This window comes from Corynebacterium sp. KPL2825 (assembly GCF_037908445.1).
Lineage (GTDB): Bacteria > Actinomycetota > Actinomycetes > Mycobacteriales > Mycobacteriaceae > Corynebacterium > Corynebacterium kefirresidentii.
Genome location: NZ_JBBMGI010000004.1, coordinates 85,148 through 102,159, shown reverse-complemented (window position 1 = coordinate 102,159; position 17,012 = coordinate 85,148). Strand labels below are relative to the sequence as shown.

The window sequence follows — 17,012 nt, the reverse complement described above, 5'->3', positions numbered from 1 at the left end:
TAGAGTAATCGGCAATGTGGGGTGCTCGGCGCGCCTGCAGCAGGGGAGTGACCTGCAAGGATAGGTTCATTACCATGACCTCACGCCTTGCTTCCCCAGACGCTGCGTCTCCCTCCCGGTGGCGCAGCGTCCTCTTGATCTTCTTGCTTGCCCTGCCGTTGGTTATCGGAGCTACGGTGGCGGGCCTCGCGCAGTGGGAACCTGCCCATGCTTGGTCTAGCGCCGCGCAGCCGTTTGGCGCGCCACGGGAAAATTCTTCCTCTCCAGAGGTGAAAGAAGCCGCCGAAGCAGCCAGCCGCGCCCAGGCACAGGCAAGCATGCTTAAATCGGGCGCCAAGCAGCTTGACGACGGCACGGGGGAGCTCAACAAGGGGGCGGATGAGCTTGGAGGGGGCGTCGACAAGCTGGCGACGGGCTCCCAAGAACTGGTATCCGGCCTCAATCAGCTGCAGTCTGGAACCAATACGCTCGGTGGCGGCGCCACGGAGCTGGCCAATGGCGTAGGTGGCGCTGTGGACCAGGTGGTCGGCCTCGGGGCCGTCCAGGGGCAGATCCTGCAGGCCATCGATGGCACGATGCACGATCTAGAAGGCAATAAATCCAAAGAAGCGAAGGATATTCGCGCGCAGCTGGGTGATCTCCGCGCGCAGGTGAATAATTTCCGCCTGGATAATTCGGTAACTGGCCAGCTCAAGAAGCTCAAGGACGGCTCGCGCGATCTGTCCAATCAGTTGGCAGTCAATGGCTACGCCTATCACGATGGCGTGAATCAGGCGGTATCGGGCGCGCAAGAGCTCAATGAGGGTATAGCGGAGCTTAGCAAGCGCGTCGGTGAGGCGCAGGAAGGCGTGGACAAGCTTGACGACGGCGCCGGCAAGCTCTCCGGCATGGCGGCCCAAAATCAGACGAACGTGGGCGATATTCAGCGTGCCCTGCCGCCGGTGCATACTGCATCCCAAGGCCCGACGCATTTGCTGAGTCCTATTGTGGCGCTGCTGATCTCCGCCTTGGTCTTGCTCGCAGGTGCGGCAGCTGGCGTGGCCTGGCACGTAGGGTTCCGCCCTTGGCTAATGGTGGCTGGCGGAACGCTGGCTGCGGTGGCCATCGGGGAAATCCTCCTCTTCGTGCTTGCCACTGGTATTACTCCCGTGGCGGCGGCCTGGGCTGGGGTGGCGCTTCTCCTGGGCGCGCTGTCTATGACGGCCATTACGCGTGGCCTGCTAGGCCTGTGCGGTATTACTGCCGGCAGTATTCTTGCGGCACTCTTTGGCATCGGCCAGACCGCGCTGGTGGGCTGGTTGTGGAAATCCGCCGCAATTGCCGGGGTTTCTAAGGTATGGCAAGTTATTTCTAATCTTTTGCCGCTGAATTGGACTACCGCGGCTGTCACGGTGGCGGGCAACGAAGGCGAACAAGCCGTCCTCTGGGCTGGGATTGCGGTATTGTTGGCTGTCACTCTCGTTGGGTTAAGTGCAAAATGGTGGGCCTTGTCCACAGTAAAAACTAAAGATTCGGTCAATTAGGTCTGAAAATGCAGACCTAAGAATAAAAAATATTGGTGGAAACTGGGAATCTTGGTGTCCGCTACCGTTTGCATTGTGTGAATGCTACAGTTGGTCTTGCTCACAAAGCCTACTTAGGGGGTAGGCAAACGGTTTCTCCAATCCGTTGTGAGTGATAGGGAATAGGGACGACGCGGCGCTGTAGGGGCACCGCGTCGTTTCCCATATATGGGGTATTTATCTGCATTTTCTGCGCAAGAATCCGTACACAACGGCCGCCGTTTTATCGGGGTGGGGTAGTTTTCACGCTTTGCATACCTTTTTGACGACACTTATCTATAGACAATTCAATTCAAAGTGGTGTGAATTTTTTTGAGGTAGTGGTAGTGCTGCCGGTGGCCAGGGTTTAATCTGAGTCACACCCCGTCTATCTGTGTCACGTGCGGCACGGCGGGACGTCAACTTGTAAAGGAGCACTATGCAGACCCCGCTCGGCCTTACGACCGTAGGCCTTTTGGTCATTTTCGTGACGGTGGGAATTTTAATTCGCGGCCGGGTAAACCCCATCATTCCCATGACATTGGTGCCTGTAGTTGGTGCCCTAGTATGTGGATTTGGTCTAGGCGAAATATCTGACTTTTTCAGTGAAGGCTTAAGTTCCGTCATCAACGTTGTGGTGATGTTTATCTTTGCCATCATCTTCTTTGGCATATTGCAAGATGTTGGCCTATTTACTCCGGTTATCCGCGCGCTCATCAAGGCTACCCGCGGAAAAATCATGGCCGTAACGTTGGGCACTGCGGCGATCGGCGTAGTAGCGCACCTCGATGGATCTGGTTCTACCACCTTCCTTATCACCATCCCCGCGCTACTCCCGCTCTATCGTGCGCTGAATATGTCGCGCTACGTGCTTATCACCATTGTGGCGATGGCCGCCTCCATAATGAATATGGTTCCTTGGGGCGGCCCGCTAGGCCGGGCCGGCGCCGTAGTCGATCAAGAGCCCAATGCCATCTGGGTGCAACTTTTGCCCATTCAGGGCGTAGCGATTGTGCTGGTCTTCCTTTTGGCTGCGCTTTTGGGGTGGCGGGAAAAGCGCCGCATAGCGGGTTTGCGCGAAAGCGGCGAATTAGCAGGCGGCACGGCAGTAGACGTGAATGAATTGGCCGATGAATTCGCTGCTGCACAGGTACGTGAACAACATAAATTGGGCTACCACTTCCGCACGGGACGCTGGGTTACCGTGGTCAACGTTGTCGTAGCCCTTGCGGTCTTAGTGGCTCTGCTATCGGGCGTAGTTCCGCCCGCCCCAGCCTTCCTCGTGGCCACTACTATCACGCTAGCCATTAATTTCAGCGGTTCCATGGAACAAGGCGAGGCCCTACGGCGCCATGCGCCTAATGCATTGGCCATGGCGGGCGTCATTCTTGCCGCGGCCATGTTCTTGGGCGTTCTCAATGAAACGAAGATGCTTGAAGAAATCGCCCTGACGCTAGTTAACGTCTTGCCGGAGGGTGTCGCGCCGCATCTCCACGTTATTGTGGGCTTCTTTGGTGTACCGCTTGACTTGTTGACCTCGACGGATGCCTATTACTTCTCAGTTCTTCCTATTGTTCAGGGAACCGTGGAAAGCTTTGGGGTAAGCGGTATGGGTGCGGCTTGCGCGCTCATCATTGGTAACGTGGTGGGCACCTTCGTCTCGCCGTTCTCACCCGCATTATGGTTGGCGTTGGGGCTAGCGGAAGGCCAGATGGGTAAATATCTCAAGCTGGCTTTCCCCATTGCGTGGCTATTTTCCGCCATCTTGGTGGCCGCGGCGCTGTTTATGGGAATGTTGGCCTAGTAAAGGAAAGGCCCGCAGCACAGCTGCGGGCGAGTCTTTTGCGAAACTACCCATCCACCTGCAACGGCACTAACCACAGTGGTGGTTTCCGTCGGTTTCCGTTCCCGGTTCCGTCGGCTAGTGGGGCTGAAGAGGTAGCGGGTGGTGTCACATCAGGAGGTTCGTCCCCAGCCCTAGCCTGTATCCGCGAGGGAGGCAGGCCAGCACCCCGACCGGAGACACACCCCGCCGCCAAAGTCACAAGCAAGTTTATGTTGCTGGAGGTCTACGCGACGCGCTTAGCGCATACGCTGTGACAGCCCATAGCACGGAGCCAAAACCACCGCGCCCCTTGTTTAAGGAAGAGCCTGATTACTCGGGGATCTCGCTGAGTTGGGCCTCAATCCGATCCAACCGCTCGGTGATGTTGCGTAGGTGCTCCACGATGAGTTGGTTTGAACCATCGATCGCCGTCGCCGTTTCGCGTCGTGCGCTGGTGACGGTGCGTACCACCCAGACGGTAAGAGCAACGAAGATCGCGAGTGGTAGTGCGGCGGCGAGGATGACAAGAAATACGGTAGCGGTAAGTGTCACGAAGATTCCCTTTTCTGTTCTTGATTAATCAGGTGCCTAATGTGGTCTGGAGTTACTTCAAGCTGAAACGGAGCGACCCAGTAGTGCTTCCTCACTCGGCTCTCTCCGAGCTGTTCCAGGCCACTCTCGATGAGTCCAGCAGCTTCCAAGCGGTTGAGGTGCTGGTAGAGCAGTGGCCGAGACATCCCGAGTCGGCGGGCCAGCTCACTGACATGGGTCGAATCCGTCTCTAGGGAGGCGATAATTCGCAACCGAGGCTCACTTCCGAGAGCACTGAGCATCTGAGCGAGCCGTGCTGCGTCCATCATCCCTCCGTATCGTAATCGAACGATGTCGGGTGTAAGTATATGCTTACAGTCAGCGGTGTGCAAGTTCTGCCGGGTCTGGCGGAGACGCTGGCTGCTCACCCGGGGTGGCCGGTCGGACTGCGGGCAGGCCTGCACCGCCGGCGAGTACGGGAGGGGCCGACCTCATGGGGTCTTCGCAGGTAACCGGGACAGCCCCGTCACTTATTTGTACGTTCGTCCCTTCTCTGCATACACCTGTGTGGCTGTAGCCGCTTGCGCAATTGCCTTCCTTGTGTCTGGGTCTTTTAGATCCAGCAACTTGAGGTTATCTGCGTCTTTGCCCGACAGCGATAGGATTTCCAGGAACTGATCGCCGAACTTGTCTGCGTAATCGGCCAAGGCGCGCAGCTTGTCTAGGGCATCGCTTAAGTGCTCGCCGTGCGGGTCAACGATGGACGGCTTTATCGTGTCGTCCACAACACGGAAGAAAATGAAGTCAGGTTGCATGTTCTTCCATGCGCCGGTTGAGTCTTGATAGACCGCGGTTACTGCATCTGCACTTGCCCGTGATGGATTGCGGTACCAACCGAACGAGTCGTCACGTCCCTGCTCGGTCTCTACTACCTTCTTTTCCCAGTCATTGAGCTTCATCGGAGCACAGCCGTCACTTCCTGCAAGGATATGGCCTGCATAGCGCGGGTACTCTTCAAATTCACCTCCCTTGGTCTTGCGTCCAGGAGGTACCAATCGGTTCGTCGGACGAGTCAGTAGCTCACTTACCGGACTCACGGCCATCTCACGCAGTGCAGTATATGCGGCCTTTCGACCGTCAGGAAGCGCCGCGATGTTTGCGCGAGATGTGTCGAGCCAATCGGTCGCCACCTTGTTTGCGTCATAGCAGATTTCATCCTTCACACCGTCAACGTTGCTTAAAGATGCGAGGGAAAGACGCGCCTCATCAATAAGTTCGTCCTCGTCTGCGTCCTCACCAGCATGTTCATCAACAAATGAAGTAATCCACAAGTCAGCCAGTGCACGGGTAAAGACCGGAATGGATTTCTGGTATGCCTCTTCGATCACACGCTGGTCGGCATACAGGTCAATGTCGTCAGTATCCACCACTTGACGGTCAGAGTAGGCGTAAACGAGTTTTACTGTCTCCACTCGCTGAATGTCTTTGCGGTGCGTACTAACCTGCTCCTTGTACCTCACCATGTAGCCGTTGACAATGGAGACCAGTTCCTTTTCAGCCTCCTTTTTTCCTCCGGCACGAAGACCATCGCGCTCCAGTTCAATTCCCAGGTTGAGCAGCATCGAAATCGGTTTATCAGACCGTTTGGGAGCCACCAGGCGAGGAAGCGAGGTAAACACCTTCCATACAGCGTCACTATCCCTCAGTATCATCTGTTGGGCAGTGGGTTGCGGTGCTAACTTGCTGCCGGTGTCTTTGTGAGCCTCGGTGTCCTCAGCTAAGGCAGGTACTGTGTTCGCCGTGGTGTGGGGTGGTGTCTCAGTGGGAGTTTTCGTCTGCGGGGACGTGTCGTTTTGTTCGGACTCCTTCTCCGGCAGGGGCGTAACCCGAGACTGCGGCGGGGTATAAGGAACCAGTTTTTCCGGTTCAATGAAAGCTATCGGATCTCGATCATCATCACCACCATCATCATCCTTCCCCTCGTTGGTGCTGGAATTGATACTTTTTACAATGTCGTCAGCTGCGTCACGGTCGAACTTAGGAAGGATACACAGCACGGAGTTCAGCTCTGCGTTTCCCTCGATTCGACGAGCCAGCGGGGAGCGCACCATACGTCCAATGACCTGAGTGATATGTGCCTTGTCTTTCGCGGTACGATACGACACCATCACTTCAGCACGGGGGCAGTCCCACCCAGTAGACACTGCGGTTTTGGCAAACAACACGCGAATGTGCGTGCGATCTTGGACTGTTTGTGGTTCCACATAGGGAACCATGGTGGTGCCTGCCTGGATGTTGCTGTGCTCACCGAAGACCTGAGCAAAGGAATCTGGGTGAATTTCTGGCCACCCCTCGTAGATAGCGTCAATGGCCTGCGACAAATCCTGCGGAGTGGCCTTATCCCGCATCTGAACCACCATGAGAGGAACTACTTTTTCCCCATCGGAATCCTGGTTTTGGTGGTAGTCCTCCCAGCGGAGAGTAGTTTCCTTTAAGACTCGTGCTGCTTCACGCACTAGGACACCATCGAAACTAGCTCCCTCTTCGTTGGGAATGCGCAGCTCAATGGTGTCTTTGATAAGACCAGACTCTTGCACGTCGGAAACAGGGACTTCCACATCTTCAAGGACAAGCCGCGAGCCGGACATATCGTTAATCATGTCTTTGAACGCGCCAGGAGTTGCCGAAATGCCCAAGACCGTGGGCATGGGAGGAACTGGAGTGGCATGTCCCTCAGGTGTATGGCCCTCGATCATCCGGCGAAGGATAGTGACTTTATCCTTGTTTTGCTTCTTTGCTCCGCGGTGGGCTTCATCAACGACGAGATACAGGTTGAGGTTGTCGGATTCGATGGTATTGCGGATCGTGTCCCAGATCGTGACTTGTAATGTATCGGAGCGCGACATTAAGGCAGCGTCGGTATCAGCGGTGCCTCCGGTGAGCTTTGTTCCTTTGCCAATTTTCTGAGTGTTGAGGAAATAGATACACCCCGGTTCAAAAGTAGGGAGGTTGAACGTGTTGTCGATTTCCACTGTGCGCGAAGCTAAGTCGCTGGAGGCTCCCTCAATACGGAAGCGGGATTGCTGATTAAGATCTGGGTTATCGGACAGCCACAGAACGACAGCCTTAGCGTCTGGAGTGTGGTCGTCACTTGGCAACAGCAGCCGCTCAAAGACGCTGGTTGCGATAACGGTCTTTCCCGCACCCGTAGGAGCGGAGAGTGCGAAGATGGTCTGATCAGTCGATTTTTGGGCGCGAGATAAGCCCTCCATGATGCGATATGCAGCAATTTCCTGATATGGCCTAAGCGTGTACTTCATTAGACGGTCTCCCTGTTTTGCTGAAATGCGAAGTTGTTAAGGTACGTCGAGTACAGGCGTACCAGCTCAGCATCGTGGTTGCTCAGCTCGCGAGCCATGGACTCAAACACTAGGTCGTCGTTGGTGACAATGTAGACAACGTTCACGCCAGTGTGATTGCTTAATTCCTCGGCGAAGGTGGCAGAAGCAGCAACGTTTTCAATGATGGCGTAGGATTCGGCAATATCCCACCCGCGCTCGGGGATAGTTTCGATAATTCGTCCAGTCTGCCCTGCACGCATCCACAACATCGGTGATATGTCGGAAAAGGCGTAGCCGTGCCGTACGCGCGTTGGTGGCTGATAGGTCAGCGTGAAGAACCGGGCATTGGCCTCGAAGCCGTCCTTCATGGGGAACTCGTCGGTGAACTTGTACTCACCCATAATCGGGTCACCTTCGGGGGTTCGTCCCGTAATCGCGGCTTCCACGCGCGGCTTGGTCACGTAGTCGCAGATACCCCGTTTCTCCCACTCTTTATCGCCTGGCTGTAGCCCCTGCTTGCGCAGGTTTACTTGCTCGTCAGCGCTTACCTCGTTGTTCGTCACCGAGATGGACCGCCTACGCCCACCGTCCTGCTTGTTCAACCGCATAACGGCATGGGCGGTGGTGCCGGAGCCGGAGAAAAAGTCCAAGATGGTCGCGTCTGGTTTGTCCTTGACGAAGAACCTGATGGTGTCTTCCACTGCATAGAGGGACTTTGGGAATGGGAATGTTTGCTCGGGGAGTAATTGGGCAACAAGTCGTGAACCGGAATTGCCTGCGTCATGCGATGGGATACGCCACATGTCGGTCGGAACAAATGACATGCGATACCCGTCGGTGTCCACAATGACCGACCCGTCCGCACCTCGGCCGCTAATAGGGAAGGTACCATTCTCTACCTTGGTTTGTTCACCTTTTTTAAGATAGTAAAGGGTAGTTTCGGGCCCGCGCCATCTTCCAATTTTCGCGTATCCTTTTTCGATTGCTTTCTCCAAGTTTACCCGGCTGATCTGCCAGTTTCCTTCGGTTCCATCACGCCTGATAGGCCAAACTGCGCTAGTTCCGGGAGGGGGCGTGACCGTGTTGTAGTCGTCCCCGTAAAAGGGTTCGCCGACAGAGTCGAAAACTGGACCGTCCACAGTTTTCTTGATGAACACTGGATAAAATTGGTTCTTACTATCAGACCTGCGGGCGTTTGTTCCTGACCTAATGAGCAAATTCCAGCGAATCTTAGTCTTGTTCTTTGTTTTTACATCGTTCCATTCTTCTGAAAGCGGAAGAGGTCGCGGTTTAGAGTCACCAATCTGCACAAAATAGATATATTCGGACGACCTGCCGAAAGTACCTTTTCGGGTCACGCCTGCTGCGTTGATAGAACTCGTCACCATCGTGACGCGGCTTTCCGGGAATGTTTGCTCTAGCAGCAGGCCAAGGCGCAGGTATTCCTTCTCGTCGATGGTCACAATGAGTACGGAGTCGTCGGGGTTGAGCAGTTGCTTCGCAATCAAAAGACGACGTTCCATGAACGACAGCCACTTGGAGTGGCGATAGCCGTCGTCACTGTCCACGTAGTCGTTGTTGTACTTCCAGTCCTTCGCGCCAGTGTTGTATGGCGGGTCGATGTAAATGCAGTCGATGGAGTGGTAGTGCGTGTAGGTAAGCATTTTCAGCGCGTGGTAGTTCTCCGCGTTAATCACGCTGTGAAATGGCGCGTCGGGGTCTTCGCTGCCGATAACCTCGCCGGTTTGCACCAGGCCGGGGTAGATAGTGTCGTTGTGCTGAGCTACAACCACCAGATCATCAACAGGCACACTATCGCGCATCTCCGGCTCGGTGTCCTGCTTAGGCTGGAGTTCTACTAGCCGGGCTACACGGCCTAGTTCATTGTCTCTACGTAGCCAATCTACGCGCCACAGGCGAGTGTCCGGGGTGTCTTTGGAGCCACGTGGCGGGAGGACATGCACGCTATCGCCACGTCGTACAGGACGACCTGGAAGCTCCACGTTTTCTGGAAGGTGACGCTCAAAAACGAGTCCAAACGTGCGTTGATTATGGCTGGACAGCTCCGCTTTAAGGTCGGCTTCGAGCCGCGGGTTTTCCCTTTTCAGCTGGTCTAAAAGGTCGGAAAGGCGTGACATTTAATCGTCCTTTAATCAGGCAGTTAAGTCGATGAATCAATAGGTTTAAGGGTAGCCCACAGCCCGACTCAGGACGTGGCCGGTGCCCCATCACGTCCCCCGCCACCTGCCCGGCAAACAAAGAAACCCAGCCGCAGCATTGCACCGCGGCTGGGCCTGCGTCCTTCTCCTAACCTCAGCTACAACCGCTCGATGTCTACATCGCCATCGAGAATCCTCGGCTCTACCTCCATGTGGATCCCGCGGTAGGGAAGTAGTGCGCGGATAATGTCGTGGGTGATGTCGATGCCTGGAGATGGTTCGTCCCGCAAAAGGTGGTACAGGCTAGGGCAGTAGTCCACGCCGGGAAACTCGTCCTTTGCTTCGGGAACGCACCCGTCCGGGTCAAAAGTCGTGCAGCGAATGATCAGGTCGTCGTGGACACTATTGGGCAGATTGATGGTGAGTCCTGGTGTGGTGGCAGACATGTCTGCAACCGTGGCCTCGTTTACAGACCGGGTAAGCGGGATTAGGCCGCGGGCGGACTCACCGCCTTGGATGCGGGTGAGTCCCGCACGGTTTCCGTAAGTGTCGGCCAGGGTGACAAACGTGACGCGCACCGGGGCCGTGGCCACCGACATGGAGTTAAACGCGGTGAGGACGTTGATTTCGCGCTCGGTGATAAGCCCCTGCGGGCCTGTGAAGCTAATGACGTGGTTGTAGAGCGCGGCGGTGGACATGGACAAGATGGTGTCGGCCACCTGTTTTCCCTGTTTCAGGGTTTCGGTGACTTGGGCGAGGTCGTCTACCTCAAGCTCAGCGGTGAAGTACTGGCAGTACAGTGGTGTGCTCATGTCGAGTGTGGACATGGTTCGTCCCTTTCCTTTGAGGGTGTGAGCAGTGGAAATGTCAAGTGTCGGGCACGGTAACAGGTAGAAATTTGCGGATACGCAAACTGTCCGCGCGGTGGGTTGCCGATGTGCGAGGTATGGCAATAAGCCGCGTGAGTTAAGACAAAATTGCGGATACGCAATCGCGCTCGACGGTGGTCACGCTAGTCGGTGCGGGGTGTGGTTGAGGCTCCGCGCAGGTCGCGCACGCATCGGTTAGTCACAACCGGGGGCAGCGGATCTACATGTTGTGGTGGACGTAGCTGTGGGCCACAAAGCGGGGTCTTGAAGGACTTGGTGGGTAGGGTTAAGGCCGCGTCCGAGGCTCGCGCGGGGGTACTAAATATGGCATGTCCCTTTTTGATCTCCACAACATGATGTGGTGGTTCGTCTGGTAGATGTTTGCGGAACCGCAAACATGCAGGCCATATAAGAAATTCCTGCGAAGTTGGCGGTGTGAGGCCACCTGCTTGCCAGATTGCAGATCGGCAAACAAGACTATGTGTAGCGGAGTGCACTGCGTGGCCTAGCTACGTAGCATCCACTACACCGCCCCATTCCACTGCGATCGTGCCGACGAAGGAAAGGCCCATGTCCAGTAACTACACCACCGCCGACTATGAGGCGATCATCGCCAACTACACACCACACGCCGTGCGCTCTGAGCCGTGGAGCCACGTTGCCGACTTCACCCGCGAGTGCGTGCGCGCACTTAACATCACCCCGGATAACACCAGCCGCGACGCACTGCGCAACACGCTCAACTGCGTGTCCAAGCTCGCCGCCTGGGTCTGGGTGAGCTACGGCGTGGTGACTGTTGAGACCGTCTTCCACCCCGACATCACCGGCAACTACTTCCTTGCCGGAGATGGCGCAAAGCTCAGTCCGTCCACCGCTGGAACCCAGCGCTCGCTGCTGTGCCGGGTGGCAGAAGCGATCAACGACGACTGGAACCCTGACTACCAGCACCCGATCGCTTACGAGCCAACCCTTGAACCCTATGACAGTTATGCCTGTGACCGGCTGTGGGACTGGGCCGAGTCGCAACCCACAGCTGCCCGTCGCCGCAACTTCACCACGGTATTAGCTCTTACCCTGGGTGCTGGGCTGCGCGCGGGAGAAATCTGCACGCTGCGCGGCAAAGACGTGCGCGTTGACGGCGATGGGGTGCTGCTGTTTCCGCACGGCTACCGCGGGGCTGGCCCGCGCGAGGTGCCACTTTTGAAGTCTCATACCGAGCTAATACAGCCGGTCATTATGGCTACCGGCCCGGAGGACTACCTGTTTAGGCCGGGCCGGGACAACGAGAACGTTAGCCAGCTCTCTGCCTACCTGCGCCGGGTAACACCTAGTACATCGCCGGACATGGTGCCGGATACCCGCAGGTTGCGCAATACCTGGATCATTGGCCGCATTGCGGCAGGTGTTCCCACTGATGTGCTGTGTGCTGCGGCAGGGCTAAAGTCTTTGCACCAGTTCGAGGACTACGTGGTCGAGGCCGGAGCTAACCGCCGCCATGCCTACCGGATTCTTTTGGCCGGAGGCTCGACCCATGGCACCCCAGGTGGAGGCCTATACGTGCTGTAGCTCGTCTCACGGAGGCTCCCTGAGCTATCCCTAGCGATTGCATATCTGCAAAGTTGAATTGCGGATACGCAAAACTCGTCTCATGGCGCACAGAACGCACCAGGGACGAACCACATTGTGACCTGCGGGTTTAATCGTGGCCTGAGGTAAGAAGGCACCGCCACCTATTTCGTGGTGTAGGTGTGCTCACCTCTCTAGCCATGAACGACACGCCTGTAACTAATACCCGACTCACCAGTGTTGGAAACATGCAGTTTCCAACACTCGGGTCACTGACTGCCGTATCGGTTGCTGCGATGGTAAGGCCACAAGGCCTTGCCTGTAGTGACCTCGATATTGGCAATGACACGTCCCGTCGGGATCATCTCGCCGCGGATGATTCGGGTGATGGTGGAGGCGGGGATACCGCAGGCATCAGCCAAGTGCTTGGCACTGGGGTAGCTCCCGTTCAGGGTGAGCTGCTGGACGTTGCGGGCAAAGTCCTGCAATTTCCGCATGACCGGATCGTGGGCCTCGATATGGGCATTAGGCCAGTTGGCGTAACGCCTGACCGGAGCTTCGGCGGGAAGGTCGGAAGCCACGAGACCACTTCCTTTGAACCAGATGAAAAAGACGAACCACCTCAGTCTAAATACAGTGAGGTCTACGCTGTGATCGACACACTGACGACACGCGGATTACTGCCTGCCACCACGCCTGCGGCAGCGACAAACCGCAAGACTCAACTCGCTGCGTACTTTAGCTACATGCGTGACCGCTGGCACGTGGATGCCACCGTGGACAACTGCATCACGCTGCTGCAAGACGGCGGCTCGATCCGCACCTACCTGCAAGCCCGTAACGCGGATTTATCTAAGTCCAGCCTCAATGCCGCCCGCCGACTCCTTAACCGCTGCGCAAGCCACGTCATTGAACATCACGGTGGGCTGGACTGGGTAGAAGAGCTACCCGAAGTTATCTATCCTGCTGCAAGGTCTCCGCGCCGCGCCTACAACTCCCGCGAACTAATCCGTATTACGGATTGGCTGCGCTCTAGACCTCGCCGCGACTCGCGGCGCGTGGCCTACATCCTTGTGGCCTTAGGGCTTGGTGCTGGCATGACCACAGAAGAGATCTATCACTGCTGTTACGGCGACTTCACTGACTACGGCACCGTGCTGGCAGTACATGCCCGTGGTGGTCGAGGCCTCAAGCCGCGTACCATTCCGCTGACGGAACCTTATGGCGATGTCATGCGCCAAGTCCTGCGCGGTGTGGGCGCAGACCGCAGGGACGAACCACTGGTGAAACCTAACTCAGTACGCCGCCGCGATGATGCCACCGGCCCACACCTGATTCCTGACTTCATCCACAAGACGAGCCAGAACCCATCGAGTACCGGGATTGCACCCATCATTAACAGGCTGCGCTATACCTGGATTGCCGACCATGCCGCCGAGTATGTGGACTTTAACCAGCTGGTCTATGCCACCGGCGTCATACAGCCATTCCACCACGCCTTCCATCAGATGATCGTTGAGGCTGGGGCACTGACTGAGGCCGAGTACTGGGTGTGGGCCAAGGGCAACAGGGACGAACCAGACTACCCGCCGCTTCGAGTCGTCGAACCGAGAGCAGGAGGCGAAGTCTAGGTGGCCCACTTCAACACCACACCCACCCCGCTGCTTCGCCTGGACGGAGCTAGCGTCTCTTGGGCATTGACCATCATCGACCGCACCGACATATGCCACCATCTTGACACCTGGCGGCGCGTAGACGGCTACGACCCCACCAAAGGAGGCAGGCCCAAATCCGTTAACGACCGCACCATCCTCGCGCTCTACCTGATTCTGGCGCGCTCTGGTCAACCCATGCACTTGACCACCATGACGACGCTCCTGGCCTCGCCTGATACGACAGACATGGCTTTAGAACTCCTTAACCTGCCCAGCCGCGATAGGGCACGACGGGTAGGTGACTCTTACGCAACCCAGCACAACAACTGGTACCACCGCCTGTGGCGCGCGCTGCACAGCTTCCTTGATGTCGTTGACCCATTCGACAACATCCCGCATCGCGCCAGGCTTACCCGTGCTGAATTCAACCGGCTGATGGATGAACAAGACCCTGAGCGCCACGAGGAAAAATGGCAGCGCGCCACCTACGTGTTCAATGAGCTGGTTATGGCAAGTACCGAGGACATGCCCGAAGAATACCGAGCCAACTGGCAGGGAGACCTCACCCTAGACGGAACACTTATTCCAGGCGTGCGCCGCGGCAACAACCGATGGACGAACCGACCGGACGATCTCATGTCCTCCGAGCCGGAGGCAGGCTGGTACTCCCGCGATGGGCAACAGGAAACACACGGAGAAAACAAGCGCACAAGGAACGCCAAACACGTCTGGGGCTGGGAGGCCACACTCGTGGCCGGAGTCATCCGCGACCAAGGCCCATACGAACAGCCACACCTGATTATGGGCATGGCCTTCGACCGGCCCAGCCACAACCCTGCCATCCGCGGGCTGCAAGCCATGCGACACCTCACCGACGACCCCACCACGCCTAAAGGCGTGGTGGTTGGCGACCGCGCGTACTTCGCTGTGGCCAAGACCAAAGACTTCCACGAGCCACTACGTAAAAAGGGGTACACGCTGGTTGGCGATTACAAATCCAACCAGCTGGGCCAGCGCGGCAGCTTTGAAACCATGAGCTTGGTTGAAGGCCACTGGTATTGTCCTGCCATGCCGAAACCTCTGGTGGAAGCCACCGAAGACTTCTATGCCGGACGTATTGATGAGGCCACCTACAACCAGCGGATCAACGAGCGCCGCGCCTTTGCCATGCGGCGAAAAGGCAAGGATCTCTCCGGTGAGAGTCAGAGGTTTATGTGTCCGGGACGAGGTAAAGGAAAGACACTGGCATGTCCCTTGGTGGAAAAGAGTCAGCGCCAGGACGCGAGAGACAGAGGACTACCCTCCATCTCCGGGCCAAATCTATCTACTGCGCGCAACGGAAAAGGAAAGTGCTGTACCAATAGGGACTCGGTAACCATTCCCAATAAGGAAGGAATGCGCTACCGCCAAACTGGCCCTGCTTTTAAGACACCGGAATGGAAGAAGGTGTATGGCACGTGGCGCAACGTGATTGAAACGCGCAACGACTATGTAAAGAACAATCGCGGCGGTGCTGCTATTGGTGACCATACGAGAAGACCTGTACGCGGTTTTGCTGCGGCCTTCTTCTATACAGCTCTTGGTGTGGTTGCGGCCAATGTATCTATGATTCGGCGTTTTCTTGGCCGGGTGGATCGGGATGAAAAGACTCCGCCACCTGGCACGCGAGATCCGCAGCCGCCGCGCGATCCGGCGCGCGAGAAGGCAAGCCCGAACGCGCCGCCTGCGCAACATGTTGCCTAATACCAACTGAATACATTTCTCGTATCTAGCTCGGAAAACCGATAAAGGGTTCCGGGCTATTAGTCGTTTTAGAGGGGACGAACCATGCTGTGTTCCTTATTGGTTACCGCCTGGATTGCAGCGAAAACGACTAAACCCACCGCGATCAAGCGGTGGGTTTAGCTATGCGGAGCAGTTTCGCAAATGATTTAAGCTAGATTCGCAAAACCGTCCGGGCTCATGGTCGGGATAACAGGATTTGAACCTGCGACCTCTTCGTCCCGAACGAAGCGCGCTACCAACCTGCGCCATATCCCGGCGTTCCGCCTTGAAAAGCGGTACCTCGATACTTTAACGCAAGCTAAGCGCAATCAACAAAACGGCAGGTGGTTGCGTTTAGTCCACCTCAGTGATTTTTAGCAGCGTGGCGGAGGGCCGGCAGAAGATGCGTACGGGGGCAAATTTGGAGGTGCCCAAGCCATTGGAGACATGCATTTTCATCGGGCCGAAATCGTGGAGCCCCTGCACGCGGTCGCGGTCGATGCCGCAATTGGTTACCAGTGCACGGGATCCCGGCAGGCAAATTTGGCCGCCGTGGGTGTGACCAGAGAGCGAGAGTTGGTAGCCGTCGGCCGCGAACTTCTCCAGCACGCGGGGTTCGGGAGCGTGGAGGAGGGCCAGGGACAAATCAGCATCCTCGTTGGGAGGACCCGCGATTTCGGAGTAATCATCCAGATCGTGGTGTGGATCGTCCACGCCGGCGGCGGCAAGACGGACGTTGCCCACCTTAAACTCATGCCGAGCCTGGTTGGCATCGCGCCATCCGTGCTCCATAAAGGCGGCGCGCATACCGCGCCAGGGCAGATCCACATAGGAAGGCTCCCGCTTTTTGCCCAGCAGATACTTGAAGGGATTGACCGGACGCGGGGCCCAGTAGTCATTGGTGCCAAAGACAAAGAGGCCGGGGCGGGCCAGCAGCGGACCGAGAGCGCGCAGCGTATCGGGTACGGCCTGCTGATCGGAGAGATTATCGCCGGTGTTGACTACGAGGTCCGGCTCCAGGGCGTCGAGGGCGGAGACCCAGGCAATCTTGGTCTCTTGGTCCGGGATCATGTGCAGATCAGAAAGGTGGAGCAACCGAAATTCCGGCTTGCCACGCAGAGTGCCCTTGGGCAGGAGAGGGAGCGTATATTCCTTGAGCTCGAATTTGGTCAGTTCGCTATAGCCCCATGCTGCGGCGCCCAGGCCCGCAGCGGTGAGGCCGCCAAGAATACGTAAAAGTTTCACGGCTACCACCCTACCTGGCGTACATTGATAGGCATGAGCGAGCTAAAACAAACCATCCGTGCAGATCTGAAAACCGCAATGAAGGCGAAGGAGAAGCAGCGCACCAGCGCCATCCGTGCCTTGCTGGCCGCCATCCAGGCCGAGGAGACTAACGGCTCCCGGCACGAGCTGGAGGACGCCGATATCCTTAAGGTAATTGCGCGCGAAATCAAAAAGCGCCGCGAGTCCGCCGAGGTCTATGAGGAAAATGGGCGTCCGGAGTTGGCTGAAGCCGAGCTTGCTGATGTCCCCTTCTTCGAGGCCTACCAGCCCCGCCAGCTAGACGAGTCCGAGCTGCAGGCCTTGGTGAAGGAATCCATCGCCGAGGTCGAAGCCGAAAACGGCGAAGCACCCACCATGAAGCAGATGGGTGCCGTAATGAAGGTGGCCAATGCCAAGGCCGCCGGCCAAGCGGACGGCAAGCGCCTGTCCGCTGAGGTCAAAGCCCAGCTGAGCTAGAGCGGGCGAGACCACACT

The 17,012-nt window shown here is 57.0% G+C and carries 13 protein-coding genes and 1 tRNA gene; 6 read left to right on the top strand and 8 right to left on the bottom strand.

Annotated features, from left to right (window positions below; all coding sequences use genetic code 11):
* Nucleotides 1-74: 74 nt before the first annotated feature.
* Both WMQ00_RS04465 and WMQ00_RS04460 read left to right on the top strand, forming a co-directional pair.
* Nucleotides 75-1,523 (top strand): hypothetical protein, encoded by a 1,449-nt coding sequence (locus WMQ00_RS04465; RefSeq protein WP_340440707.1) that lies wholly within the window; start codon nucleotides 75-77, stop codon nucleotides 1,521-1,523.
* Between the two features lie 457 nt (nucleotides 1,524-1,980).
* A complete protein-coding gene (locus WMQ00_RS04460) occupies nucleotides 1,981-3,345 on the top strand; it encodes a CitMHS family transporter (RefSeq protein ID WP_200288359.1) in 1,365 nt (454 codons plus the stop codon).
* A gap of 351 nt (nucleotides 3,346-3,696) precedes the next feature.
* Here the strand turns inward: WMQ00_RS04460 and WMQ00_RS04455 are convergent, their stop codons facing one another.
* From WMQ00_RS04455 to WMQ00_RS04435, 5 genes are all read right to left on the bottom strand, one after another.
* Entirely contained in the window at nucleotides 3,697-3,918 is a 222-nt protein-coding gene (locus WMQ00_RS04455; RefSeq protein ID WP_005323143.1) for a hypothetical protein, read from the bottom strand.
* Nucleotides 3,915-4,199, bottom strand: a complete 285-nt coding sequence (locus tag WMQ00_RS04450; protein ID WP_230310978.1) for an ArsR/SmtB family transcription factor — start codon at nucleotides 4,197-4,199, stop codon at nucleotides 3,915-3,917. The genes WMQ00_RS04455 and WMQ00_RS04450 overlap by 4 nt, the downstream gene beginning before the upstream one ends.
* 228 nt (nucleotides 4,200-4,427) lie before the next feature.
* Nucleotides 4,428-7,217: a DEAD/DEAH box helicase gene (locus tag WMQ00_RS04445; protein ID WP_340440706.1), complete on the bottom strand. Its 2,790-nt coding sequence runs from the start codon at nucleotides 7,215-7,217 to the stop codon at nucleotides 4,428-4,430.
* A complete protein-coding gene (locus WMQ00_RS04440; RefSeq protein WP_340440705.1) occupies nucleotides 7,217-9,376 on the bottom strand; it encodes a site-specific DNA-methyltransferase in 2,160 nt (719 codons plus the stop codon). The genes WMQ00_RS04445 and WMQ00_RS04440 overlap by 1 nt, the downstream gene beginning before the upstream one ends.
* Before the next feature lie 179 nt (nucleotides 9,377-9,555).
* A complete protein-coding gene (locus WMQ00_RS04435; protein ID WP_005323141.1) occupies nucleotides 9,556-10,224 on the bottom strand; it encodes a hypothetical protein in 669 nt (222 codons plus the stop codon).
* Nucleotides 10,225-10,836: 612 nt separating this feature from the next.
* On the opposite strand from WMQ00_RS04435, the gene WMQ00_RS04430 reads away from it, so the two are divergent.
* On the top strand, nucleotides 10,837-11,832 hold the full coding sequence (locus WMQ00_RS04430) for a tyrosine-type recombinase/integrase (protein ID WP_340440704.1): 996 nt from the start codon (nucleotides 10,837-10,839) through the stop codon (nucleotides 11,830-11,832).
* Nucleotides 11,833-12,101: 269 nt separating this feature from the next.
* Here WMQ00_RS04430 and WMQ00_RS04425 read toward each other — a convergent pair whose 3' ends face one another.
* Nucleotides 12,102-12,413, bottom strand: a complete 312-nt coding sequence (locus tag WMQ00_RS04425) for a helix-turn-helix domain-containing protein (protein ID WP_167315508.1) — start codon at nucleotides 12,411-12,413, stop codon at nucleotides 12,102-12,104.
* A gap of 165 nt (nucleotides 12,414-12,578) precedes the next feature.
* Here WMQ00_RS04425 and WMQ00_RS04420 point away from each other — a divergent pair, with 165 nt between their 5' ends.
* Together WMQ00_RS04420 and WMQ00_RS04415 are read left to right on the top strand one after the other, a co-directional pair.
* A complete protein-coding gene (locus WMQ00_RS04420) occupies nucleotides 12,579-13,463 on the top strand; it encodes a hypothetical protein (RefSeq protein ID WP_340440703.1) in 885 nt (294 codons plus the stop codon).
* A complete protein-coding gene (locus WMQ00_RS04415; RefSeq protein ID WP_340440702.1) occupies nucleotides 13,464-15,230 on the top strand; it encodes a hypothetical protein in 1,767 nt (588 codons plus the stop codon).
* Between the two features lie 220 nt (nucleotides 15,231-15,450).
* On the opposite strand, the gene WMQ00_RS04410 is transcribed toward WMQ00_RS04415, so the two are convergent.
* A tRNA-Pro gene (locus WMQ00_RS04410) sits at nucleotides 15,451-15,527 on the bottom strand.
* A gap of 78 nt (nucleotides 15,528-15,605) precedes the next feature.
* Nucleotides 15,606-16,496 carry a metallophosphoesterase gene (locus tag WMQ00_RS04405; RefSeq protein WP_200288358.1) on the bottom strand — a complete coding sequence of 297 codons (891 nt, stop codon included), beginning with the start codon at nucleotides 16,494-16,496 and terminating at the stop codon, nucleotides 15,606-15,608.
* Between the two features lie 33 nt (nucleotides 16,497-16,529).
* Between WMQ00_RS04405 and WMQ00_RS04400 the strand changes: the two genes are divergently transcribed.
* Nucleotides 16,530-16,994, top strand: coding sequence for a GatB/YqeY domain-containing protein (locus WMQ00_RS04400; protein WP_023020406.1), 465 nt, complete (start codon nucleotides 16,530-16,532; stop codon nucleotides 16,992-16,994).
* The last annotated feature ends 18 nt before the right edge of the window (nucleotides 16,995-17,012 follow it).